This window comes from Amycolatopsis deserti, from assembly GCF_014653945.1.
GTDB classification, from domain to species: domain Bacteria; phylum Actinomycetota; class Actinomycetes; order Mycobacteriales; family Pseudonocardiaceae; genus Amycolatopsis_E; species Amycolatopsis_E deserti.
On record NZ_BNAU01000011.1, the window covers coordinates 15,483 to 39,410 of the forward strand.

Sequence of the window (23,928 nt, forward strand, 5' to 3'; positions counted from 1 at the left end):
ACGGATCGGCCGGCGAGGCGGATCCGGCGGACGGCGATGTGGAGACCTTCTACGCGGACGGCCGGTGGAAGAACCAGGTCGTGGGCAACAGCCGCGCCTCCAGCACCGGCGACACCAAGGCCGAGGCCCAGGCCGAGGGCCGCGAGCTGGCCCGCAAGCGCGGCGTCACGCACGTCGTGCGCCGCAAGGACGGCGAGATCGCGGAGCGCCACGACTACGGCCGCTGACCGGGTTCGCGGCGGCGCGGGGATCGATCCTGGGTGTCACCGATGCCGACGAGACCGGCACGGGCGGCGCGCGGGAACGGCCGCTGACCGTTCGCCGAGCACGCCGAGGAGCGGGCCCGCACGCCCGTACTCGACGCCGGGAAGGGCGAGTTCCGGGGACGCTCTACCCGGTCGGTGACGGCTGGGTTGCCGCGATTGCGCGGTACCCCGCGGCGATTCCGCAAACCCGGCAGCCACGGTCGAACGTAATTCGCCCCGGAACCACTCGGTCGAGTGGCGCCAGCCGTGCAGTGCGCGCATCGAATCGCTAAGTTTCTCGTCTCGTTCGAAGAATCATTTTCCGATGAAGGGGAAACTCAGTGTCGCGCACACTTCGTGCTGGTGTCGTCGGTCTCGCGGCCGCCGCGGCGGTTCTGACCGGGGCGGGCGCCGCCTCCGCCGGAGTCTCCACCCCGCAGCTCAAGGCCGTCGGCATGACGGTCAACGGCCTGATGGGCAAGGGTGGCACCCCCAGCGTGCTCAGCGCCGTCACGGGCAAGCAGAGCGCGCTGTCCCCGGTCACCGGTGGCAACCCGCTGCGGCCGCTGACCGGCAAGCTGCCGATCGGCTGATCATCCGGCCGGGCGCGCCACGGGAATTCACCCGTGGCGCGCTTTTTCGTCTCAGCGCCGCTGCAGCGATTCGAGCAGGTTGCGGGCCACCACGGCGAGCTTGGTGTTCGTCCGCTGCGATTCCTCGACCAGCCGGGTGAACGCCTCGTCCGCGCTGCACCCGTGGATCGCCATCAACACGCCCTTGGCCTGGTCGATCTCGGCGCGCGAAGTCAGCGCCGTCTCCAGTTGGGCGATCTTGCGTTGCGTGGCCGCCCAGCGGCGGGCGTTGGTGAACGCTTCGCACGCGGCGGTGGTGAACAGGCGCATCACCTGCTCGTCGTAGTCGTCGAAGGCGCGGGCGGTGAAGCTGTACATGTCGAGCCCGCCCACGACCTCGTCCTCTCCGCCGGACTCGCCGGGCAGCAAGACCGGCACGGACAGGTAGGTGTTGATGCCGGCCTCCTTGGCCGAGGCGGTGAACTCCGGCCACTCCGCCTCGTGCTCGCCGACGATGGCGCGCACCGGGTGCCGCTGGGTGGCGGCCTCGACGCACGGGCCGCGGCGCGTCCGGTACTGGCACTCGTCGATGCCGATGATGCCCTCGTCGGTGGCCGCGAGCGTGTAGAGGTGGCCGTCCTCGGCCACGGCGGTGATCGTCGCGGCGTCGGCGTCGGGCAGGGTCGCCACGGCGCTCTCGGCGATGCCCTTCGCGATGTCCTCGAGCGGCTGGGTGGCCGCCTGTCCCCGCAGATCCTCCAGCGCCGCCGTCACGTGGTCGAGGCGCGCGAGCTGATCAGCGCGGTCTTCGGTCATGGCCGGCGGGTACCCGGAGCCGCGGACGCATAACCGGGAGCCTTGCGGGACGCGCTCACAGGTACCGCTGGAACCAGCGGCTATGGAAGCGCGCGCAGCAGGTTTCCCGTCGGCGAGGCGGGGCATCGGCGGAGTCCGGACTCCGCGGCGCCTACCCTGGTGGGGTGTTCGTGAAGATCTGCGGCCTGCGCACCGAGGCCGACGTGGAGTGCGCGGTGACGGCCGGGGCCGACGCGGTCGGGTTCGTCCTCACCGCGAGCCCCCGGCAGGTCACTGTCGAGGAGGCGACGCGCCTGGTGGCCGCCGTGCCGCCGGAGGTGCTCAGCGTGGGGGTGTTCCTCGGGATGCCGGTCGCCGAAGTCCGGGACGTCGCCGTCAAGACCGGCTTGGGCGCGGTCCAGCTGCACGGCGCCGGGTACACGGCCGGCGACTTCGCCGCGCTCGCCGGCCTCGGGGTGCGGCTGGTGCGGGCGACGTCGACCGCGGGCGAGCGGGTCGAGGTCGGGGCGTTCGGCGAGGAGATGCTGATCCTCGACTCGCCGCGGGCCGGGTCGGGGGAGCAGTGGGGCTGGTCGCAGCTGCGCGGCCAGACCGGACGGTGGCTGCTGGCGGGCGGGCTGCGGCCGGACAACGTCACCGAGGCGATCGAGACCGTGCGCCCGTGGGGAGTCGACGTGTCCAGCGGCGTGGAGTCCACCCGCGGCACGAAGGACCACGGACTGATCCGAGACTTCCTCGCCGCGGCGCGGCGCTGACAGCGGCCCCGGGAAACCGGGCGGCCGGTGCGCCCCCGGAAGGCACCGGCCGCCCGTGTGTCACCTGCTGCCGACCCGCACCCGCCGCGTGGGGGAGGGTGCGCCGCCCGCGGCGGAGGTGTACAGCCAGGCGAACAGGGCCCACATGCCGCCGAACACGAGGCCCACCAGCACGTACGCCACGGTCCAGAGCACGAGCGGCGTGTCGGTCTTGCGTTCGCGCTGCAGGAACTTGATCTCCGACATGAACGGGCGCGGCCCGGACGTCGCGGTGATCTCGCCGGCGTTCGCGGCCGGGTCGGCGGGTGCGTAGATCGGGGCGATCGCCATCACCCGCGTTCCGTAGTGCACGCGGATCCCCGTCTTCCACTGCCCGAACACCGGCAGCGGCTGGGTCGTCCGGTACGTGCCCTCCGCCGTCTTCTCCAGCGGCGCGCTGTAGAAGTCCCCGCCCTGCCAGGAAAAACCGTTGAGCCACATCGGATCGGACACCAGGTCCGCCCGGTTGATCGTCACCGTCGCGGTCACCCACCGCGGCTGCCCGCCGCCGTGCGGGTTCGAGATCGGCAGGCTCTGGCCCGTCTCGCTGAGCTGGATGTTCGCCACCAGGTCGGCAGGCGGATCGGCCGGCGGGATGACCGCCGCGGACAGCCCCACCGCCACGAGCGCCCCCACGAGCCCGCCCAGGTGCCGCGTCCGGAACCGCACCGCGGGCGCGCCCGACGGCGCCGGGTCCGACGCCCGGCGCGCCGCCACCGCCTCCACCCGCTGGTACTGCCACACCCCGATCAGCGCCCCGGCCAGCGACGCTGCCGTGCCCCACAGCACGAACGTGTCCATGTGGGACAGTGGCCAGGGGTCGGGCATCAGCCACTGCGAGAACGCCCACTCGCCGAACATGCCGAGCACCCCGCTCGCCAGGCCGGCCACCACGGCGAACGCGTACCCCCGCCGCCCGCGCAGCAGGATCGCCACCACCTCGATGACCACGGCCTCCGCCGCGTACGGCAGCAGCAGCGCCACGTGCAGGTCGTTGACCAGCGGCAGCACCGCGAACACCGCCCGCGTCACCAGCACCACGACCACCACCAGCAGCGCCCCGCCGGGCCCGCCCGCGAGCCGCCCGTAGACCAGCGTCCAGCTGCCGATCAGCCCGACCAGCACCACCTGGGCGAGCATCGGGAACTGCGGCACCCCGAGGTCGAACTCCATCAGGAACGCCGACGCGCCCATCAGCCAGGCGCCCGCGAGCAGCGGCCCGAGCAGGCGCACCACCGGCCCGCGCGCGCCGACCTGCCGCGCCTCGCCCAGCAGCAGCTGCAGGCCGATCACCACGCCGACACCGCCGCCGATCATCAGCACGTGCGTCGGGCCCCACTCGGTGACGTCCTGGCCGAACAGCCGGTGCCACACGTCGTCCAGCGGGAACCCGGCGATGCCCACCAGGCCGGTCGCCATCATCTGGATGCTGCCCATCGGCGCGCGCCAGTGCGGCCCGATCGGGAACGTGCGCACCGGCAGCTTCCCCTTCGCCAGCGCGGCGCTGAGCACGCCGCTGGCGAAGATGCCCATCAGTCCGAAGTAGATCGGGTAGTGCGACGGGTTGGCCAGCGGCCCCTCGTCGCGGCCGAGTTCCATGTGGATCGGCACGTCCCAGTAGACGCCGATCAGCGCGGCCATCCCGGACACGAACGCGACGAACATCGGCAGCGCCGCCCACCGGGGCAACCCGCTCAGCCCGGCCGAGAAGTCGGAGAGCCTGCCGACGACCGTCGTGCGGCCCGCGCGCTCCCGGATGACGAACACGGCGAGCGGCAGGAAGATCACGAAGAACATCAGGCCCGCGATGACGATCTGGCCGAGCGCGGCCCCGCCCGCGGGTGGGCTGGACTCCTGGGCGACGAGCACGGTGGACCTTCCTCGATGAAGCCGGGCATGCGTGCTACCCGAAGTAACTGTTACCGTTGGTCACATACTTTACGGGGTCCCGGACGCAACGGACAAGCCGGGCGGAGGAAGGACGGGGAATGCGCAGGTTCGTCGTGGCCGCGCTGGCGACGATGCTGGTGGCGACCGGGTGCGGGAGCACGGCGCCCCAGCAGCAGGCCGGTGCCGGGCCGGAGGTGGCGAAGTTCGTCGTGACCGGCGGGAAACGCACCTCCGGGCCGGACCGCGTCGAGGTCGCGGCCGGCCGGACGGTGACCATCGAGGTGACCACCGACGCGCCGGACGAGCTGCACGTGCACGGCTACGACCGCAAGGCCGACGTGACGGCCGGCCAGCCGGCCGCGGTCACCTTCACCGCGGACATCCCCGGCGTGTTCGAGGTCGAGTTGCACCACAGCGGGGCCGCGCTGACCGAACTCCGGGTGACCGCGTGATCCTCGCCCACGGTCTCGGCGGGCGTTCCGACCTGCCGGTCCCGCTGTGGCTCGCGCTCTACGCCGGCGCTGCCGCGGTGCTGGTGTCGTTCTTCGCGCTCACCGCGCTGTGGAAGCAGCCGAAGCTGCGCGGCGCGCGGGCCGGGCTCGCCTGGCCGCGGGCGCTCGAGCGGATCGCCGACGCCCGCGCGACGCGAATCGCGCTGCGCCTGCTCGGGCTGGCTCTGTTCGCTCTGTTCCTGGTGTTCGCCTGGACCGGCCCGGACGACTCGGCGGACAACCCGGCGGCCGCCTGGTTCTACGTGTGGTTCTGGGTCGGGCTCGTGCCGCTTTCGGTGCTGTGCGGGCCGGTCTGGCGGCTGGTGAATCCACTGCGGACACTCTCCGCGCTGTTCCCGGGCCGCCGCCCGGTGCCGCGGTGGGGGTTCTTCCCGGCGATCGCGGGGCTGGTCGCCTTCCTGTGGCTGGAACTGGTCCACCCGCATTCGGACTCCCCGCGCGCGATCGCGGTGTTCGTCACCGCCTACGCGCTCGTGCACGTCGTGGCCGGCGCGGTGTTCGGGCCGCGCTGGTTCGACCGCGGCGACGGGTTCGAGGTCTATTCGGCGCTGATCGCCGCGCTGTCACCGTGGGGCCGCCGGGCGGACGGGCGGCTGGTGCTGCGCAACCCGCTCGACGGCCTGCGCACCCTGGAACGCGAGCGGGGCCTGACGCCGTTCGTGCTGGTGGTGCTGGGCTCGACGGCGTTCGACGGGCTGACCCGGCTGCCGTTCTGGGGCGAGGCGACCCGCGACGGCGACCGCGTCCTGCTGGGCACGGCCGGTCTGGCGGCGGCGATCGCGCTCACTGCGCTGGCCTACGCGGGCGCCATCCACCTGACCCGGCCGTACCTGCGGCGCGCGGTCACCGGCGCCTACGACACGTTCGCGCCTTCGCTGGTGCCGATCATGGTCGGCTACACGATCGCGCACTACTTCTCGTTCGCGGTGTTCGAGGGGCAGCGCGGATTCGGCGGCGGGGTGGACTACACCGTGGTCTCCGCGGCGGCGATCGCGTTCGTGCAGATCGCCGGGATCGTGGCCGGGCACGTTCTGGCGGTGACCTCGGCGCACGACCGTGCGCTCGGCGTGCTGCGGGGCGGTTATGCGAAGGTGGGGCAGTACCCGATGCTCGCCGTGATGGTGCTCTACACGGCGGTGGGCATCGCGCTGGTCTCGGGAGCGTGAATGCGTGAGCGGATGATCCTGGCCCACCAGGGCGGGTGGGACGAAACCCTCATCATCATCGGGCCGATCGCGATCATCGTGGTGCTGATCGTGGTCGCCCGCCGCCAGGCCCCTCCACCGGAGGAGCCGGGCGAGGACGCGCCGTCAGCGGAGCAGACGGGCGATGAGGCCGGTGACGACGAGCCAGAAGACCGCCGCCAGACCGTAGTTGACCAGCACGTTGAGCTGCCCGTTCGCGATCGGGAAGAGACCGGGGAAGAACAGCGCGAGCGGCTGGGCGATGGAATCGATGAAACGGTAGAAGGCGTTCGCCGTGTTGGCGCCGGCCAGGACCAGGACGATGTAGATCGCCTCGACGAGCGCGAACAGCGCCCCGATCCCGGTGACCACCCTGGCGGCGGTGCCGCGTCCACGGTAGATACCCGTTCTGGCCATGCGAAGGAGTAACCCGCTTCGCGAAAAATCAAACCCGATCGGGTGATGTCGGTCAGCGTTTCTCGTTCGGGATGAAGACCCACAGCGCCAGGTAGAGCAGGAACTGCGGTCCGGGAAGCAGGCAGGACAGCACGAACAGCAGGCGCACCGTGCGGGGCTTCCAGCCGAGGCGGTGGGCCAGGCCGGCGCACACCCCGGCGATCACCCGGTCGTGCCGGGACCTGGTCAGTGTCGTCGTTGTCGTCGTCATGCCTCCACGATGCTCCCGCGTGGTGCGGCGCGCATCGGTGGAAACCCCCGAATCATCCCTGGGGTCAGCCCCAGTGCGCCGTCCGGGCGAAGTCCGCGAAGTCACGCGGCGGACGGCCCAGCACGCGCCGCACGTCGTCGGTCACGGACTCGTTGCGGCCGTCCAGCTCCTCGGCCAGCAGCTCGCTCAACCGCCCCGCGAACTCCGGCTCCACGCCGGCCGCGACGAGGCCGGCCGCGAACTCCGCGGCGCTGACCGGCACGTACCGCACCGGCCGGCCGAGCGCGGCCGAGATCTCCGCCGCGGCCTCGGCGAACGTGAGCAGCCGCGGCCCGGTGATCTCGTGCACCCGCCCCGCGTGCCCGTCCTCGGTCAGCGCCCTCGTCGCGACGTCCGCGATGTCGTCGGCGTCGATGAACGGCTCCGACACGCCGCCGGCCGGGAACGCGAACTCGCCGGCCACCACCGACTCGGCGAGGAAGTCCTCGCTGAAGCTCTGCGCGAAGAAGCTCGCCCGCACGACCGTCCACTCCGGACCGGCGTCCTGGATCGCTTCTTCGCTTCGCCGCGCGCCTTCCTCACCGCGGCCGGTCAGCAGCACCAGCCGCCGCACGCCCTGCTCGCCGGCCTGACGGGCCAGCGCGCCGATCTTCGGCGCCGCGTCGGGGAAACCGGCGTCCGGCGCGTAGGTCACGTACGCCGCCGGGACGTCCTTCAGCGCCGGTTCCCACGTGCCCGGCTCGTCCCAGTCGAACCCGGTGGACCGCGCCGCGATCCGCACCTGCTCGCCGCGCGCCCGCAACCTGTCCGCGACCCGTCGTCCCGTCTTGCCCGTTCCGCCGATCAGCGCCCGCGGCGCCTTCCTCCTCCGCACCCAGCTGGCGCCGCCGTGGTCGATGCGGATCCAGGACGAGGCGCCGCTGACACTCGTCGCCGTGCTGCGCGGCAGCGCTTGGGTGCGCTTCGACGACGGCGCCACCCGCGAGCTCACCGCCGGGGACGTGGCGGTGCTGCGCGGCCCCGAGCAGGTCTGCACCACCCCGGCCGGGCAGGAGGTCGTGATGACCGGCCTCGGCCTGCGCACCTGGGGCAACGACCCGGACGGCCCGACCACGCTGCTCGTCGGCACGTACCAGCTCAGCGGCGAGGTCAGCCGCCGCCTGCTCGGCGCCGAGATCTCCCGCGACGAGCCGGGCCAGGAGGCCGTCCTCGACCGGCTCCTCGACCTGCTGCTCATCGACGTGCTGCGGAAGTGGTTCGCCGGCCCCGGATCGGGCCCGTGGTACCGCGCCTACGCCGATCCGGTCGTCGGCCGGGCACTACGGCTGCTGCAGCACCGCCCGGAACACCCGTGGACCGTCGCCACGCTCGCCGCCGTCGCCCGCCGCGTCGGCTACTCGAGCCCGTTCGCGCTCAGCGCCGCGTTCAAACGAGCTCACGGGGTGAGCCCGCAGCGGCACCGGCAGGGAGCGGCCGCTCGTCCGGGGTGAAAGTCCACGGCGATGCCCGGCCGGCGCTCGAATCCACACGCGACCGCCGGGACGCGCACCGGCTAGGCTGCACCGGTGACGACGAGACCGGTGGCCGCCCGACCGTGACGCGCCTGCTCCTGCTCCTCGTCGTCCTCCTGGTGGCGTGCGCGGCGCCCGCGCCGGCCCCGCCGCCGGACGTGGTGTCCCTCGCCGCCGGGCGGATCCGCGGCACGGTGACCGAAGGCCACCGGGTGTTCGAAGGCATCCCGTACGCCACCGCGGCCCGCTGGCGACCGCCCGCGCCCGGTCCGGTGTGGAGCGGCGTGCGGGACGCGACCGCGCCCGGCGCCCGGTGCCCCCAGCCCGGCGAGGCGGGCAGCGAGGACTGCCTGTTCCTCAACGTCACCACACCCGCGGGGGCGGCCGAGGGGCTGCCGGTGCTGGTGTGGATCCACGGCGGCGCGTTCCTCGGCGGCAACGGCGACTCCTACGACGCGCGGGACCTGGCCGCGCGCGGGCTGGTCGTGGTGACCCTCAACTACCGTCTCGGCGCGCTCGGCTGGCTCGCGCACCCGGCGCTCGCGCACGACGGCGGCGCGGGCAACTTCGGGCTGCTCGACCAGCAGGCGGCGCTGCGGTGGGTGCGGGACAACATCGCCGCGTTCGGCGGGGACCCCGCGCGGGTCACTCTCGCCGGCGAGTCCGCCGGGGCGATGTCGGTGTGCGACCACCTGGTCTCCCCGGGCTCGGCCGGGTCGTTCCGCGCCGCGATCGTCCAAAGCGGACCGTGCCAGGCGCAGGCGCCCGCTCCCGTAGCGGAAAACGCGAGCACCGAGTACGCGGCGAAGCTCGGCTGCGCGGACCCGGCCACCGCCGCCGCCTGCCTGCGCGCCCTGCCGCCGTCTCGGCTGCAGACCGTGCCGCGGTACTTCGACCTCGCCGGGGTCCCGGTCGCGGGCCCGGTGACCGGCGGTGCCGTGCTGCCCGCCAACCCCGTCGACGCGATGCGCGCCGGCGCCGCCGCCCGGGTGCCGGTGCTGGTCGGCGTGACGCGGGACGAGTTCACGCTGTTCCTGGCCCAGCAGTACGCGGCGACCGGGAAGACGGTCACCGCGGCGGAGTACCCGGCGGCGCTGGCGCGGGTGTTCGGGCCGGACGCCGCGGCCGTGGCCGCCGAGTACCCGCTGCAGGCCTACGCCGGCTCGGCTCCGCGTGCGCTCGCGGCGGCCCTCACCGACGTCGCGTTCGCCTGCCCGGCGCGGGACATGGCCGGCTCGCTGTCGCGGACCGGTCCGGTCTACGCCTACGAGTTCGGTGATTCCCGCGCCCCGGTGCCGGATTCCCTGTCGCGGTCGCCGTTCCCGCTCGGCGCCGCGCACAGCCTGGAGCTGTCCTACCTGTTCGGTGGCGGCGAGTCGTTCGACGACGGGCAGCGCCGGTTGTCCGCGGAGATGGTCGGGGACTGGGCGGCGTTCGTGCGCACCGGTGCGCCTGGTCCGGACTGGCCGCGCTTCGACCCGGCGCACGAGCAGGTGCGCGCGCTCGTGCCGGGCGGCGCTCGCACGATCGGGGACTTCGCCGCGTCGCACCACTGCGCGTTCTGGCGGGACCGCTAGGTTCGCCGCCATGCGGTTCGGGGTTTTCGTCCTCGCCGGGCGGTTTCCGGAACAGGACGACGGGGAGGCGCTCACGCGCTCGCTGGACGTGGCCGAGCGCGCCGAGACGGCCGGGTTCGACGACGTCTGGGTCGCCGAACACCACTTCATGTCCTACGGGGTGTGCCCGTCGGCGGTCACCTTCGCCGCGCACGTGCTCGGGCGGACGCGCCGGATCACGGTGGGCACGGCGGTGAGCGTGCTGTCCACGGCCCATCCGGTCGCGCTGGCCGAGCAGGCCGCGATGCTGGACCGGATGTCCGGCGGGCGGTTCCGGCTCGGCGTGGGGCGCGGTGGGCCGTGGGTGGACCTCGAGGTGTTCGGCACCGGCCTGGACCGGTACGAGCGCGGGTTCGCCGAGGGACTGGACGTGCTGCTGCAAGCGCTTTCCGGGCGCGTGGCCGCGGCGGGGGAGTTCTTCGCCTTCCGCGAGGTGCCGGTGGTGCCGCGGCCGGTGTCGCTGCCGCCGGTCACGGTCGCGTGCACGTCCCGGGCGACCGTGGAGCTGGCCGCCGCGCGCGGCTTGCCGATGCTGCTGGGCATGCACATCGGCGACGAGGAGAAGGCCGAGATGGTGACGCACTACGCGAAGGCGGCGGCCGAGGCCGGGCAGGACCCGTCCGCGCCGCACGTGTCGGCGGTGCTGGCGCACGTGGCGGACTCCCGGGCGAGCGCGGTGGGGGAGCTGCGCGCGGCGATGCCGGGCTGGCTGCGCGAAGGGCTGGCGGGATACGCGCCGGTGGACGACCGCCCGTACCGCCCGCGCGACGCCGTGGAGTACACGGACCTGCTGTGCCGGCTGCACCCGGTGGGCAGCCCGCGCGAGTGCGCCGACCGCCTCGCCGCGGCGGTGGAGCGGACGGGCATCCGGCACACGATCCTGTTCGCCGAGGGCGCCGGGGACCGCGAGCGGGTGCTGGCGAACGTGACCCGGCTCGGTGCGGAGGTCCTGCCGCTGCTGCGCTGACTTCGACGGAAAACGGGCGCGTCCCCTCCGGCCGAGAGGACGCGCCCGTGGTTTCGGTGTGTCAGGACTCCTTCGGAGACAGGGTCACGTCGATCGTGTTGCCGGGTCCGGTCGCCAGCGGGCTGATCAGCCCGGTCAGCGGACCGCAGTTCTCCAGCGGCGCGATGTCGTACGTGCCGCTGAGCTCACCGCCGGCCAGCGGGTCGAACCCGGGGCCGGAGGTCAGGTTGATCTCCGACGGCTCCGAGGTCTGGCACTTCGGCGACTTGCTGATCGGGAAGCCGAAGACCTTGACGCTGGGCAGCTTGATGGTGGTGTGGCTGGTGGAGCTGAGCACACCGCCGGACAGCGTCCCGGTCGTCTTGCCCTCCTGCGCGAAGTCCACCTTCGCGGTGATCGGGATGAAGCGGAACAGCGTGGCCTTCAGCTTCGACGGCTCCAGCGACAGGTCGGCCGTGAAGTTCCCGGTCGCCAGGTCGAGGTTCGCGTCGATGCCGCCGGACAGCGGCACCGTGGCCCCGAGCTTCTTGACCACCGAGTCGCCTTCGAGGGCGTAGCTGTAGTCGATCCCGGTCGGCGGGTTGGTCGTGGTGGTCGTCGGCTCCGTCGTGGTGGGCTCGGTGGTGGTCGGTTCCGTCGTGGTGGGCTCGGTGGTCGTTGGTTCCGTCGTCGTCGGCTCCGTGGTGGTCGGTTCCGTCGTCGTCGGTTCGGTGGTCGTCGGCTCGGTGGTCGTGCCGCCGTTGATCGTGATGTCGGCCAGCACGTTGTTCTGGCCCGCGACCTGTGTGCACTGCGAGTCGAAGACGCCCAGGCCGGTGTCCGTGCCGTCGGCGCGCTTCGGGTGCAGGGTCAGCAGGATGTCGCCGACGGTGATCGTCGCCTGCCCGGCCTGGGTGAAGGTCAGGGACGGCGCGTCACCGGTGGCCACCGTGTCGAACGAACCCGACGCCGGCACCGGCGTCACCGGGATCGTCGCCGGCACGGTCACCGGGATGGTGGCCTCCGGCGCGGTGACCGTCGAGCTCGCCTTGGCGCTGCCCTCGACCGTGGCCGCCCCGACCAGCGTCAGGCCCTGCGTCGCGGTCGGCGGCACGGTCGCCACCGCCTTGACCTGGAACGCCGGCGTGGGTTCGCCGACGTTCACGGTGGTGGGGATGTCCGCGCTGATCACGATCTGCAGGGTCTGGGTACCGATCAGCGGGAACGGGCAGCTGTACTGCAGGGTCAGCGACACCGGGTCGGCCGCACTGGTCCCGGAGCCGGCCAGCACGGCCGTGAGCGCCGCGCCGGTCGCGACGGTCGCGGACGCGGCCGCCGCGACCATCCTTCTCATTCTGGTTCTCGTTCGCACACCTATCCTCCGGTGTATCGGCAGTGATACGAAAAACCACGCCACAGCGGGAAAATCCGCCGGCGAGGTCATCGGAAATGGTTGCTACCGATGGGTAAAGTAGTTTCGCCGAGTCCGCATTGGCAATGTTTCCGCCAAGATTGTCCTTGGGGGCCAAGGAAGTTGTCACCGGCTGATACGACCGCGCCAGTCCGACCCGCACCGTGCGGACAATGTTCACCGGCCGCCCGCGCGAGCACTCACCGCGGTGACAAGAATCGGTTTCCCGGCTCGCGCGCGCGTGCCAACAACGCGCGGGCGCCTTGACCGGCCCGGGGGCCGGTTCTAGGTTCCGCGAATGCCCGACTGCGTGACGTTCGACCTGTTCTCCGACCAGCCGCGCGCCGCGTTGTGGCCGCTGCTCGGTTCGCCGGAACTGTACCCCCGGTTCTTCCGGGGTGTCGGCGCGGTCGAGCGGACCGGCGGGCGGGGACGCCACGCACGCTACCGGATCCGGCTGACGCTGAGCGGCCGTCCGGTCGAGCACGAGATGCGGGTGCTGTTGAGCCGCCGCGAAGAACAGCTGGTGCTGGAGACGGTGCCGGACACCGGCGGGTGCCTGTCGGTGCGCCTGTCCGACGCCACCCCGGGCACCCGGCTCAAGGTCATCTACTTCCGGCCCGGCGTGCCGAGCCCGGGCCGCGCCCCCACGCCCGCCGAGGTGCGGTCGTGGGCGCAGGACGGTCTCGAGCGGATGCAGCGCCACCTCCGGGAGACCGCGGAACCGTGGCCGCCCGACCGCGCCCCGTCGACCCGGCAGGTCGCCAACACCCTGATCGCGGCGGGAATCCTGGCGCCAGCCCGGCCGGACCGGCTGGTGCGGCAGCTGCGCGCCCTGGTGCAGTGGGGCGCGACCCTGGCCGGTGGCTACACCGCGGCCGCCGCCCGCTCGCCCCGCGGCATCGCGGTGATCGACGAGGACGGCGCCCGCACCACGTTCGCCGGACTGAGCGCCGAGGCGAACCGGCTCGCCGCCGCGCTGCGGGCGGTCGGGGTCGGGCCGGACGGGACCGTGGCGATCATGGCGCGCAACCACAGCGCGATGGTGAAGACGCTGCTGGCGTGCGGGCGGCTGGGGGCGGGCACGGTGCTGCTCAACACCGGCCTGGCCCGGCCGCAGGTCGCCGACGCGGTGGCGCGGCACGGCGTGCGCGTGCTGGTGGCCGACGGCGAATTCGCGCCGCTGGTGGCCGGGCTGCCGCTCACCGCGGTCGTGCTCACCGGCGCGGACGAGGGCCCGGCGGGGCAGCCGACGCTGGCCGAGGTCATCGCCGACACCCCGGACGCCGAGTTCGCCCCGCCCGAGCGTCCCGCGCCGATCGTCGTCCTCACCTCGGGCACCACCGGCACGCCCAAGGGCGCGCGGCGGCCGACGCCGAAGGGCCTGGGCGCCGCGGTGGCGCTGCTGTCGCGGATCCCGTTGCGGGCGGGGGAACGGATCCTGATGGCCGCGCCGCTGTTCCACAGCTGGGGTCTGTCCGCGTTGCAGGTCGGCATGCCGCTGCGGGCGACGCTGGTGATGCAGCGACGGTTCGATCCGGAGGCGTGCCTGCGGGCGATCCAGGACCACCGGTGCACCGCGATGTTCGCGGTCCCGGTGATGCTGCAGCGCATCATGGCGCTGCCGGCGGAGGTGCGGGCGCGGTACGACACCAGCAGCCTGCGGATCGTGGCGAGCAGCGGATCGGCCCTGCCCGCTGCGCTCGTCTCGGCGTTCCAGGACGCCTTCGGTGACGTGCTCTACAACTTCTACGGCTCGACCGAGGTGTCGGCGGCGTCCATCGCCACTCCGGCCGACCTGCGTGCCGCCCCCGCCACCGCCGGATATCCGCCGCTGGGCACGCGGCTGGCGGTGCTCGGCCCGGCGGGCGAACCGGTGCCGCCGGGCACGGTCGGCGCCATCTTCGTCGGCAACGACCTGCTCTTCGACGGCTACACCGACGGCACCAGCCGCACGGTCCGCCGCGAGCTGATGGACACCGGAGACCGCGGCTACCTCGACGCCGACGGCCGGTTGTTCGTCGCGGGCCGGGACGACGACATGATCGTCTCCGGCGGGGAGAACGTGTTCCCGCGGCCCGTGGAGGAGGCGCTGACCGCGCTTCCCGGTGTCGCCGACGCGGCCGTGCTCGGCGTGCCCGACGACGAGTTCGGGCAGCGGCTGGTCGCGTTCGTGACGGTGCGGCCGGGCGTCCGGCTCGACGAGGACATGGTGCGCGCGTACCTGCGGCGGCGGGTCGCGCGGTTCGCGATCCCGCGGGAGGTCGTGTTCGTCGACGAGCTGCCCCGCACGCCGACCGGCAAGGTGCTCAAGCGCTTGCTGCTGGAGGACGCTGGCGGGTGACACCCGCGGAACCGGTATTTCGTCGTCCCGTGACAAGAAAAACCGGTGCCGCCGGAGATCGGCCGAGAAGCGTTGTGGCGCTCGTTGACCCGTCGGTAACGTCCTCGCGGTCCGCTACCGGAGGGTTCGATGACGCAAACCCGGTCACGTCGCGCCGCTGTCGCCACGCTCGGGCTGGCTCTCGTGGCCGCCGCACTGGCGCCCGCGACGACGGCCGTCGCCACCGCGGCCACCCGCGGCGGCACGAGCACGTGCCAGGCCGGGGGACCGGTGGAGGTGCCGGTCTCCTTCAGCGCCGCGTTCGCCGAAACCGTTGCCCAGGGCGCGAATGTGCCGGTGTCGGCGGCGTCGGTGAACCTCGTCGTGCCGGCCGCGGCGGTCGACGCGCTGCGCGATTCGGGCGCCAGTTCGGTGGACGCGTCCGCCGCGGTGGAGCTGAGCGTCACCCAGCAGGCGGGCACCCAGGAACTGACCGTCACCGGACTGTCCACATCGGAGGTCCTGCTCCCTGCCGACGGTGAGCTGCGGATCACGCTGCCGGGCCGAGTTCCGCCGATCGCGGCCGGCGCCGGTCCGGTGACGGTCGCCCTCACCTCGCTGGCCCCCAAGCTCGTCGCGCGCGGTGAGACGTTGACCGCGGACCTCGCGTGCACGGCCGATCCGGCGGCGAACGGGGAGTTGGCGCGCGTCGCGGTGACCGCGCCCGCGGCGCCGCCGGTGCCCGACGTCGCGGCGGCCGCGGAGGATGCGCCGCTGCTGACGGCGAAGTTCCTCGTCGACGGCGTCTCGCACATCGCGAAGATGGGGTCGGATCTGGTGCTCGAGCAGGGCACGTTCGACGCCGGCCTGTTCACCGGCGAGGTACCGGACACGATCCGCATCGAGGGCGAGCTGAAGCTGCCGAAGTCGGCGGGCTACTTCGTGGCGTTCCGGTTCATGCCGGTGACCAGCGACGTGGAACTGCCGCAGGACGGCAAGGCGACGGGCACGGCGGACATCAGCGGCGGGCTGTTCACCCCCACGATCGACATGACGGTGCGGGTGAACCTGGTGGTGAGCGACGTGAGGCAGGACGGCGTGCCGATCGCGGTGGGCGCGAACTGCCGGACCGCCGCGCCGCTGGTGATCCCGATGAAGGGACAGACTTCGCTGCTACCGGGCAGCAAGTCGACGCTCGAGTCCACTTTCGACATCCCGGCGTTCTCCGGTTGCGGGGTGAGCGAGGACCTGGACCCGCTGCTGACCGGCCTGATTTCGGGACCGGGCAACAAGATGACCACAACGCTGACCGCGCAGGGGGTGGGCTGAGGTGAGCGTGACGACGGCACCCCGGCGGCCCACCCCGGGGACGACGCCTCCGCGGCTGACCGCCGGTCCGGCCGGCTTCCCGCCCGGGGCGGCGAGCACCCCGCCCGCACAGCCAAACACTCCGCCCGGAGTGGCGAACACGCCGATGGGAGTGGCGAACACGCCGCTCGCACAGCCAAACACTCCGCCCGGAGTGGCGAACACGCCGCGCGGAGCGGCGAACACGGCGCAGGTGGCAGTGGCGGCAGTGGCAGGGGGTGGGCTGACGTGACCACCCCCGTCACCGCCGCCCGTAACGCTGTCGGCGAGTTCGGCAAGCTCTTCGGCCTCGCGCTGGACATCGTCGTCGCGATGTTCCGGCGGCCCTTCCAGCTGCGGGAGTTCGTGCAGCAGTTCTGGTTCGTCGCGAGCGTGTCGATCCTGCCCGCCGCCCTCGTCAGCATTCCCTTCGGCGCCGTCATCACCCTCCAGCTCGGCGGCCTCACCAGCCAGCTGGGCGCCGAATCGTTCAACGGCGCCGCCAGCGTCCTCGCCGTCATCCAGCAGGCCAGCCCGATCGTCACCACCCTCGTCGTCGCGGGGGCGGGCGGCAGCGCGATCTGCGCGGAACTCGGCTCGCGCACCATCCGCGAAGAAATCGACGCCATGGAGGTCCTCGGCGTCTCCCCGATCCAGCGGCTCGTCGTCCCGCGGGTGCTCGCCGCCATGGCCGTCGCCGTGTTGCTCAACGGCATGGTCAGCTTCGTCGGCGTCACCGGCGGTTACGTGTTCAACGTCCTGCTGCAGGGCGGCACCCCGGGCGCGTTCCTCGCCAGCTTCTCCGCCCTCGCCCAGCTGCCCGACCTGTGGGTGGGCGAAATCAAAGCCGTGATCTTCGGGTTCCTCGCCGGGCTCGTCGCCTCCTACCGCGGCCTCCACCCGAAGGGCGGCGCCAAGGGCGTGGGCGACGTGGTCAACCAGTCCGTCGTCATCACCTTCCTGCTGCTGTTCTTCGTGAACTTCGTGATCAGCGTGATCTACCTGCGTGTCGTGCCGGCGAAGGGAGCCTGAGGCAGTGACCCACCGGTTGCTCAACCCGGAGCGCCCCATGAACGGCCTGGTGCGCCTGGGCGACCAGCTCGCCTTCTACCTGCGCGCCCTGGCCTGGACACCCCGCACGCTGACCCGCTACGGCCGCGAGGTGATCCGCCTGCTCGCCGAGGTCGCGTTCGGCAGCGGCGCGCTCGCCGTCATCGGCGGCACGATCGGCGTGATGGTCGGCATGTGCGTGTTCACCGGCACCGTCGTCGGCCTGCAGGGCTTCTCCGCGCTGGACCAGCTGGGCACGTCGGCGTTCGCCGGGTTCCTCTCCGCCTACTTCAACACGCGCGAGATCGCCCCGCTGGTCGCCGCGCTCGCGCTGTCCTCCACGGTCGGCTCCGGGTTCACCGCCCAGCTCGGCGCGATGCGGATCTCCGAGGAGATCGACGCGCTCGAGGTGATGGCCGTGCGCAGCATGCCCTACCTGGTGACCACCCGGATCATCGCCGGGTTCATCGCGATCATCCCGCTGTACGCGGTCGGCCTGCTCACCTCCTACCTCGCGGCGCGCACGATCACCGTCACCGTCTACGGCCAGTCCGGTGGCACCTACGACCACTACTTCAGCCTGTTCCTGCCGCCGGAGGACGTGCTCTGGTCGTTCGCCAAGGTGATGGTGTTCAGCGTCGCGATCATCCTCACGCACTGCTTCTACGGCTACCGCGCCGGCGGCGGCCCGGCCGGGGTGGGCGTCGCCGTGGGCCGCTCGGTGCGCACGTCGATCGTCGTGGTCAGCGTGCTCGACTTCTTCCTCAGCCTGGCGATCTGGGGCGCCACCACGACCGTGCGGGTGGCGGGATGAGCGAGCGGCGCAGGCGCCTGGTCTTCGGCGCGCTCGGCCTGGTGTTCCTCGCGCTGCTCGGCGCGATGGGCTGGTTCGCCGTCGCGATTTACCGCAAGACGTTCAGCTCCGCCGTCCCGGTGGTGCTGCGCGCGGAGCGGGCCGGCACCCAGCTGAAGGAGAACGCCGACGTCAAGGTGCGCGGGGTCCTCGTCGGCTCGGTGCGCTCGATCGACGTCCGGCCCGGCTGGGTCGACGTCGAACTGGCGATGGACCCGGACCGCATCGGCGACATCCCGTCCAATGTGTCCGCCCGGCTGCTGCCGAAGACGTTGTTCGGCCAGCGTTACGTCAGCCTGGTGATCCCGCCCGACCCCGCGCCGCGCGCACTGTCCGCCGGCGCGGTGATCCAGGAGGACCGCAGCACCCAGGGGGTCGAGGTGGAGCAGGCGCTGCGTGATCTGCTGCCGGTGCTGCAGGCCGTGCAGCCGCAGAAGCTCGCGAGCACCCTCGGCGCGGTGTCGCAGGCGCTGGAAGGCCGCGGCCCCGAACTGGGCACGACGCTGGTGACGCTCGGCGACTACCTGGGCCGGCTCAACCCGGAGGTGCCGCAACTGCGCACCGCGATCACCAAGCTCGCCGACACCGTGCAGACCTACGCCACCGCCGCGCCGGACCTGGTGGACGCGATGGCCGACCTGCGCACCACCGCGACCACCCTGACCCGGCAGCAGCAGGACCTCGCCGCGCTGTTCACCACGGTCACCGCCGCCGCTTCGGACGCGCAGGGCTTCCTGGACGCCAACGACGACACACTGGTCGACCTGTCCGCGGACAGCAGGCCGGTGCTCGACCTGCTCGCCGAGTACAGCCCGGAGATCCCGTGCGTGGCCGACGCGGCCGCCCGGCTGAAACCGGTCGTCGAGCGGGCCCTGGGGGTGGGCACGGCCGAACCCGGCCTGCACGTGGACCTGACGGTGCGGCCGCCGAGGCCGGGCGGCTCCCCGCCGCCCGCGGCGGACGGGCCGCGGTGTCCGGTGGCCGGGTCGGCCGCGCCCGGGGCGGACACCCCGGCGGCACAGCGGTTCCTGTCCGAGCTGCTCGCCCCGGTGCTGGGGGAGCGGCCGTCGGAGATCCCCGGCTGGAGCGGGCTGCTGATGAACCCGCTGCTGCGTGGCGCGGAGGTGACGCTGAAATGATCCGACCGCTGGTCAAGGGCCTGATCTTCGCGGTCGTCACGGTGCTGGCGACCGGGCTGCTGGCGGTTACGATCGCCAACCGCGGCGACGGCGGCACCGTCACCTACCGCGCCTGGTTCAGCGACGTCACCTCGCTCAACGCCGGCGACGACGTCCGCATGGCCGGCGTGCGCGTCGGGCAGGTCACCGGCATCGAGATCGTCGACCGCCGCATCGCCGAGGTGTCGTTCTCGGTGGACGAGAACCGCACGCTCAGCGCGACGGTCACCGCGGCGGTCAAGTACCGCAACCTGATCGGCCAGCGCTACATCACGCTCGACCAGGGCACCGGCGCCGGGCGGCTGGAACCGGGCGGGTTGATCCCGCTCGAGCGCACCCGCCCCGCGCTGGACCTGACCGCGGTGTTCAACGGGTTCAAGCCGCTGTTCCAGGCGCTGTCCCCGCAGGACGTCAACCAGCTCGCCGGCGAGATCGTGCAGGTGCTGCAGGGCGAGGGCGGCACGGTCGCGGACCTGTTGCGGCACACCGCTTCGCTGACCTCCTCGCTCGCCGGCCAGGACCAGGTGATCGGCCAGGTGATCACGAACCTCAACCAGGTGCTCGACCGGCTCAACGCCCGCGACGGGCAGCTCGCGCAGCTGCTCGAGGCGACCCAGCAGCTGGTGTCCGGTCTCGCGGCCAACTCCGGCCCGATCGGCAACGCGATCGACGGCATCGGCGAACTCACCACCGCCACCGCCGGGCTCGTGCAGGACGCCCGGGAGCCGCTCCGCAACGACATCGACGCGCTGGAGAAACTGGCGCGGACCCTCGGCGACAACACCCCGGAGTTCGAGCGGTTCCTGAACAACCTGCCCGTCAAGTACGAGGCGATCGGCCGCATCGCCTCCTACGGCTCGTGGCTGAACTTCTACCTGTGCTCGGTGCGCTCCGACGCCACCCCCGCACCCGGCGGCGGCCCGGTCGGCGTGCCCGTGACCGAGGCGAGGTGCCGTCGATGAAGTCGTTCCGGTCGCGCAACTCCTTCCGGCTCGGGCTCGCCGGGCTGGCCGTGATGCTCGTGCTCGGCGCACTCACGCTGTTCTGGGACCGGCTGCCCGCGCTCGGCGGCACCACCTACACCGCGGAGTTCACCGAGGCCGCCGGCCTCAAGAGCGGCGACGAGGTGCGCGTCGCGGGCGCGAAGGTCGGCGAGGTCACCGGCGTCTCCCTGGATGGCGACCACGTCAAGGTCGCCTTCCGCGTCACCGGCACGTGGGTCGGCGACGAGAGCACCGTCTCGGTGCGCATCAAAACGCTGCTGGGCGCCAAGAACCTCGCGCTCGACCCGCGCGGCGAGCGCGAACAGGACCCGGACCAGCCCATCCCGCGCAGCCGCACGGTCACCCCGTACGACGTCAACGACGCCTTCGCCGACCTGGCCCGCACCACCGGCGAACTCGACACCGACCAGCTCGCGGCGAGCTTCCGCACGCTCGCGCAGACCTTCGACGCCACCACCCCGCAGGACGTCCGGTCCGCTTTGGACGGTCTGGCCGCGTTGTCCCAGACCATTTCCTCACGCGACACCGAGCTCAAGCAGCTGCTGGAGGGAACCGCGCAGCTGAGCGGCACGGTCGCCGAGCGCACCGACCAGCTCGCCCGCCTGATCACCGACGGGAACGTGCTGCTCACCGAGTTCAACCAGCGCCGCGCCGCGATCGACGAGCTGTTGCGCGGCACCCGGGACCTCTCCCAGCAGGTGCGCGGGCTGATCGACGACAACAACGCGCAGCTCGGCCCCGCGCTGGAGCAGCTGGACCGGGTCACCGATGTGCTGCAGCGCAACCAGAACACGCTCGACCGCAGCCTGAGCCTGTCCGGCCCGTTCTACCGGCTCCTCGGCGACGCGCTCGGCAACGGCAACTGGATCGACACCTACCTGTGCGGGCTCATCGGCTCCGCGGACGGCAGCCCGTGCATGCCACCGAAACCGGGAGGGGGCGGCTGATGGCGATGTCCCGCCTGGGCAGGTGGCTGCGCTGGTGCGCGCTCGTCGTGATCCTCGCGACCCTGGCCACCGCGATCGTGATCGTCGTGCGCGACAGCGCGCGCGGCAAGCACCTCACCGCGTACTTCACCGCGGCCGTCGGCATCTACCCCGGTTCGGAAGTGCGGATCCTCGGCGTCCCGGTGGGCACCGTGGACACCGTCGAACCGCGGGGACAGCAGGTCGAGGTCGGCTTCACCGTCGACCGTGGCATCCGGGTGCCCGTCGACGCCGCCGCCCTGGTCGTGACGCCGAGCCTGGTCAGCGACCGGTACGTGCAGCTCGCCCCGGTCTACCGCGGCGGGCCGGAAATCGCCGACGGCACGGTCATCCCGGTGGCCCGCACCGCGGTGCCGGTCGAGCTGGACCAGCTGTTCGCGAGCCTGGACCGGCTGACCACCGCGCTGGGTCCGCAGGGCGCCAACCACGGCGGCGCGCTGTCCGACCTGCTGAGCAGCGCGGCGGAGGACCTCACCGGCAACGGCGCGCAGCTCGGCGAGATGATCCGGCAGCTCGGCCAGGCGGCCACCACGCTGAGCGGGTCGCGCGACGACCTGTTCGCCACCGTCGACAACCTGCAGCGGTTCACCACGATGCTCGCCGGCAACGACGACCAGGTGGGCAGGCTGGCCGACCTGCTCGCCCAGGTGTCGGCGTTCCTCGCCGCGGAACGCGACGTCTTCGGCGCGTCGCTGGACGAGCTGGCCGGCGCGCTCGGACAGATCCAGCAGTTCGTGCGGGACAACCGCGGCCGGGTCAAATCCAATGTGGACAAGCTGATGGGCACGACCCAGGTCCTGGCGAACCAGCGCGCGGCGCTGTCCGAGGCCCTGACCACGGCGCCGGAGGCGCTGAACCGGCTGCTCGCCGCCTACGACCCGGCGAACTCGACCATCTACAGCCGGGCCGACCTCAACGAGTTCAGCATGGGCCCGGTCCTGCCGCTGGGAGGCAGCTGATGAAGCAGATGTCCCTGGCGCTGCTGTCGGTGCTGGCGCTGCTGGCCGGCTGCTCGTTCGGCGGCCTGTACGACACGCCGCTGCCCGGCGGCGCGGACCTCGGCGACCACCCGTACCGGGTCACCGTCGGGTTCCGCGACGTGCTCGATCTCGTGCCGCAGTCCGCGGTCCAGGTCGGCGACGTGCCGGTCGGCCGGGTCGAGCGGATCGAGTTGTCCGGCGACGGCCGCACCGCGCAGGTCACGCTGCTGATCAACGGTTCGGTGCGGCTGCCGTCGAACGCGGAGGCGTGGCTGCGGCAGAGCAGCCTGCTGGGGGAGAAGTTCGTCGAGCTCGGCCCGCCCGCGGCCGGTGAATCTCGGGGCAGCCTCGCCGACGGCGCGCGGATCCCGGTCGAGCGGACCAACCGCAACCCGCAGGTCGAGGAGGTGCTCGGCGCGCTATCGATGCTGCTCAACGGTGGCGGTGTGGGCCAGGTGCAGCAGATCAGCCGGGAGCTGAACGCCGCACTCGGCGGCAACGAGGCGGAGATCCGGGACCTGCTGACCGAGGTGAACACCTTCGTCGGCGGGCTGGACCAGCACCGCGACGAGATCACCCGGGCCCTGAACGGCATCGACCGGCTGTCCGCGTCGCTGTCCGCGCGCCGGGACCAGATCACCGGCGTGCTGGACGACCTCGGCCCGGGCATCGACGTGCTGGCCCGGCAGCGCGAGCAGCTGGTCACCATGCTGACCTCGCTCGACCACCTGTCCGGGGTCGCCGTGGACACGGTCAACCGCGGCAAGGACGACCTGATCGCGGACCTGCGGGCGCTGGAACCGACGCTGCGGCAGCTCACCGTGGCCGGGCAGCAGCTGCCGGAGGCGATGGAGATGCTGCTGACCTTCCCGTTCCCGGACGCCGCGCTGGACGCCATCAAGGGCGACTACTTGAACCTGTACCTGGACTTCGAGGCCCGAACCGCGGGTGCCGAATCCGTGCCGCTCCCGTTGGGTGGGGGTTCGTGATGCTGACCCGCAAGGTGCGCGTGCAGGTCATCGTGTTCGCGCTGCTCGCGCTGGCCGGGATCACCTACGTCGGCGCCCGCTACGCCGGGCTGGACCGGCTCTTCGGTGGCGGCGGGTACGTGGTGCGCGTCGAGCTGGCCGACTCGGGCGGCATCTTTCCGAACGCCGAGGTCACCTACAACGGGGTGCCGATCGGCCGGGTCGGCGAGCTGAGGCTCACCGATTCCGGGTTGGAGGCCGACCTGCGCATCGACGACGGCACCCCGCCGGTGCCCGCCGACGTCGAGGCGGTGGTGACCAACCGGTCCGCGGTGGGGGAGCAGTACGTCGACCTGCGCCCACGCGGCTCCGGCGGCCCGGTGCTGGCCGACGGCTCGGTGATCGCGCGGCCGCGCACCCGGCTGCCGCTGCCGAACGAGCAGCTGGTGCTGAACCTGGACCGGCTGGTGGCGTCGGTGCCGCGGGACGAGCTGCGCTCGGTGGTCGACGAGCTGTACGAGGCGACGCTGGGCACCGGCCCCAGCCTGCAGGCCCTGCTGGACGCGACGGCCGCGTTCACCCAGTCCGCCTCCGACCACCTGCCCCAGACGATCCGGCTGATCAGCGACGCGGACACCGTGCTGACCACGCAGATCGAGAATTCCGCCGCGATCACCGCGTTCGGCGCGGACGCCAAACGCATCGCCGAGACGCTGCGGAACTCGGACGCGGACCTGTCGGCGATCCTGTCGTCGGCGCCCCCGGCCGCGACGCAGATCAGCGGCCTGCTGCGGGAAACCGGCCCGAACCTGACCACGCTGCTGGCCAACCTGCTGACGACCTCCCAGGTGCTGCTCGCCCACCGCGACGGGATGGAGGAGCTGCTGGTGGCCGCGCCCGCGGCGATCGAGGCCGGCAGCACCGTCATCACGGGCGATTCCGCCGGGTTCGGCCTGGCCACGACGTTCTTCGATCCGCTGCCGTGCACCGCCGGGTACGAGGGCACCCGGTACCGCAACGGCCTGGACACCACACCCGCGCCGCTGAACACGGCGGCCGGGTGCCGACGCTGAGG

General features: G+C 72.6%; 24 protein-coding genes. 18 read left to right on the forward strand and 6 right to left on the reverse strand.

What is annotated here, in order from left to right:
• Positions 1-38: 38 nt before the first annotated feature.
• Both IE290_RS38110 and IE290_RS33710 read left to right on the forward strand, forming a co-directional pair.
• Complete coding sequence (locus IE290_RS38110; RefSeq protein ID WP_268246447.1) at positions 39-227, forward strand: DUF2188 domain-containing protein; 189 nt, start codon at positions 39-41, stop codon at positions 225-227.
• Between the two features lie 359 nt (positions 228-586).
• Positions 587-838: a hypothetical protein gene (locus IE290_RS33710; RefSeq protein WP_191248784.1), complete on the forward strand. Its 252-nt coding sequence runs from the start codon at positions 587-589 to the stop codon at positions 836-838.
• Positions 839-889: 51 nt separating this feature from the next.
• Here the strand turns inward: IE290_RS33710 and IE290_RS33715 are convergent, their stop codons facing one another.
• Entirely contained in the window at positions 890-1,633 is a 744-nt protein-coding gene (locus tag IE290_RS33715) for an ANTAR domain-containing response regulator (RefSeq protein WP_191248785.1), read from the reverse strand.
• A gap of 164 nt (positions 1,634-1,797) precedes the next feature.
• Between IE290_RS33715 and IE290_RS33720 the strand changes: the two genes are divergently transcribed.
• Positions 1,798-2,388 carry a phosphoribosylanthranilate isomerase gene (locus tag IE290_RS33720; RefSeq protein WP_191248786.1) on the forward strand — a complete coding sequence of 197 codons (591 nt, stop codon included), beginning with the start codon at positions 1,798-1,800 and terminating at the stop codon, positions 2,386-2,388.
• Positions 2,389-2,448: 60 nt separating this feature from the next.
• Here the strand turns inward: IE290_RS33720 and IE290_RS33725 are convergent, their stop codons facing one another.
• Positions 2,449-4,296: a hypothetical protein gene (locus IE290_RS33725; RefSeq protein ID WP_191248787.1), complete on the reverse strand. Its 1,848-nt coding sequence runs from the start codon at positions 4,294-4,296 to the stop codon at positions 2,449-2,451.
• A 119-nt stretch (positions 4,297-4,415) separates the two neighbouring features.
• On the opposite strand from IE290_RS33725, the gene IE290_RS33730 reads away from it, so the two are divergent.
• On the forward strand, positions 4,416-4,769 hold the full coding sequence (locus tag IE290_RS33730; protein ID WP_191248788.1) for a cupredoxin domain-containing protein: 354 nt from the start codon (positions 4,416-4,418) through the stop codon (positions 4,767-4,769).
• Positions 4,766-5,995, forward strand: coding sequence for a hypothetical protein (locus IE290_RS33735; RefSeq protein ID WP_191248789.1), 1,230 nt, complete (start codon positions 4,766-4,768; stop codon positions 5,993-5,995). Before IE290_RS33730 ends, IE290_RS33735 begins: the two co-directional genes overlap by 4 nt.
• A gap of 144 nt (positions 5,996-6,139) precedes the next feature.
• Here IE290_RS33735 and IE290_RS33740 read toward each other — a convergent pair whose 3' ends face one another.
• The 3 genes from IE290_RS33740 to IE290_RS33750 form a co-directional block, all read right to left on the reverse strand.
• Positions 6,140-6,430, reverse strand: a complete 291-nt coding sequence (locus tag IE290_RS33740) for a hypothetical protein (protein WP_191248790.1) — start codon at positions 6,428-6,430, stop codon at positions 6,140-6,142.
• A gap of 52 nt (positions 6,431-6,482) precedes the next feature.
• Positions 6,483-6,680, reverse strand: coding sequence for a PspC domain-containing protein (locus IE290_RS33745; RefSeq protein WP_191248791.1), 198 nt, complete (start codon positions 6,678-6,680; stop codon positions 6,483-6,485).
• A gap of 64 nt (positions 6,681-6,744) precedes the next feature.
• Positions 6,745-7,554, reverse strand: a complete 810-nt coding sequence (locus IE290_RS33750) for a Rossmann-fold NAD(P)-binding domain-containing protein (RefSeq protein ID WP_229874871.1) — start codon at positions 7,552-7,554, stop codon at positions 6,745-6,747.
• On the opposite strand from IE290_RS33750, the gene IE290_RS33755 reads away from it, so the two are divergent.
• The 3 genes from IE290_RS33755 (at position 7,508) to IE290_RS33765 (ending at position 10,774) form a co-directional block, all read left to right on the forward strand.
• Entirely contained in the window at positions 7,508-8,170 is a 663-nt protein-coding gene (locus IE290_RS33755; RefSeq protein ID WP_191248792.1) for an AraC family transcriptional regulator, read from the forward strand. The genes IE290_RS33750 and IE290_RS33755 overlap by 47 nt on opposite strands.
• A gap of 104 nt (positions 8,171-8,274) precedes the next feature.
• On the forward strand, positions 8,275-9,768 hold the full coding sequence (locus tag IE290_RS33760) for a carboxylesterase/lipase family protein (protein ID WP_191248793.1): 1,494 nt from the start codon (positions 8,275-8,277) through the stop codon (positions 9,766-9,768).
• Between the two features lie 10 nt (positions 9,769-9,778).
• The gene (locus tag IE290_RS33765) at positions 9,779-10,774 is read left to right on the forward strand and encodes an LLM class flavin-dependent oxidoreductase (protein WP_191248794.1); all 996 of its coding nucleotides are present in this window, start codon (positions 9,779-9,781) and stop codon (positions 10,772-10,774) included.
• A 61-nt stretch (positions 10,775-10,835) separates the two neighbouring features.
• Here the strand turns inward: IE290_RS33765 and IE290_RS33770 are convergent, their stop codons facing one another.
• Positions 10,836-12,107, reverse strand: coding sequence for a DUF6801 domain-containing protein (locus IE290_RS33770; protein WP_191248795.1), 1,272 nt, complete (start codon positions 12,105-12,107; stop codon positions 10,836-10,838).
• Between the two features lie 355 nt (positions 12,108-12,462).
• Between IE290_RS33770 and IE290_RS33775 the strand changes: the two genes are divergently transcribed.
• The 10 genes from IE290_RS33775 (at position 12,463) to IE290_RS33820 (ending at position 23,926) form a co-directional block, all read left to right on the forward strand.
• The gene (locus tag IE290_RS33775) at positions 12,463-14,508 is read left to right on the forward strand and encodes an AMP-binding protein (protein ID WP_191248796.1); all 2,046 of its coding nucleotides are present in this window, start codon (positions 12,463-12,465) and stop codon (positions 14,506-14,508) included.
• Between the two features lie 129 nt (positions 14,509-14,637).
• Positions 14,638-15,816, forward strand: a complete 1,179-nt coding sequence (locus IE290_RS33780; RefSeq protein ID WP_191248797.1) for a DUF6801 domain-containing protein — start codon at positions 14,638-14,640, stop codon at positions 15,814-15,816.
• A 351-nt stretch (positions 15,817-16,167) separates the two neighbouring features.
• Entirely contained in the window at positions 16,168-16,866 is a 699-nt protein-coding gene (locus tag IE290_RS33785; RefSeq protein WP_308431410.1) for an MlaE family ABC transporter permease, read from the forward strand.
• A 37-nt stretch (positions 16,867-16,903) separates the two neighbouring features.
• Positions 16,904-17,698: an MlaE family ABC transporter permease gene (locus IE290_RS33790; protein WP_191248968.1), complete on the forward strand. Its 795-nt coding sequence runs from the start codon at positions 16,904-16,906 to the stop codon at positions 17,696-17,698.
• Positions 17,695-18,876, forward strand: coding sequence for an MCE family protein (locus IE290_RS33795; protein WP_191248799.1), 1,182 nt, complete (start codon positions 17,695-17,697; stop codon positions 18,874-18,876). Before IE290_RS33790 ends, IE290_RS33795 begins: the two co-directional genes overlap by 4 nt.
• On the forward strand, positions 18,873-19,877 hold the full coding sequence (locus tag IE290_RS33800; protein ID WP_191248800.1) for an MCE family protein: 1,005 nt from the start codon (positions 18,873-18,875) through the stop codon (positions 19,875-19,877). Before IE290_RS33795 ends, IE290_RS33800 begins: the two co-directional genes overlap by 4 nt.
• Positions 19,874-20,866 carry an MCE family protein gene (locus tag IE290_RS33805; RefSeq protein ID WP_191248801.1) on the forward strand — a complete coding sequence of 331 codons (993 nt, stop codon included), beginning with the start codon at positions 19,874-19,876 and terminating at the stop codon, positions 20,864-20,866. Before IE290_RS33800 ends, IE290_RS33805 begins: the two co-directional genes overlap by 4 nt.
• Entirely contained in the window at positions 20,866-21,864 is a 999-nt protein-coding gene (locus IE290_RS33810; protein WP_191248802.1) for an MCE family protein, read from the forward strand. Before IE290_RS33805 ends, IE290_RS33810 begins: the two co-directional genes overlap by 1 nt.
• Positions 21,864-22,874, forward strand: coding sequence for an MCE family protein (locus tag IE290_RS33815; protein WP_191248803.1), 1,011 nt, complete (start codon positions 21,864-21,866; stop codon positions 22,872-22,874). Before IE290_RS33810 ends, IE290_RS33815 begins: the two co-directional genes overlap by 1 nt.
• The gene (locus IE290_RS33820) at positions 22,874-23,926 is read left to right on the forward strand and encodes an MCE family protein (protein WP_191248804.1); all 1,053 of its coding nucleotides are present in this window, start codon (positions 22,874-22,876) and stop codon (positions 23,924-23,926) included. Before IE290_RS33815 ends, IE290_RS33820 begins: the two co-directional genes overlap by 1 nt.
• Positions 23,927-23,928: the final 2 nt, after the last annotated feature.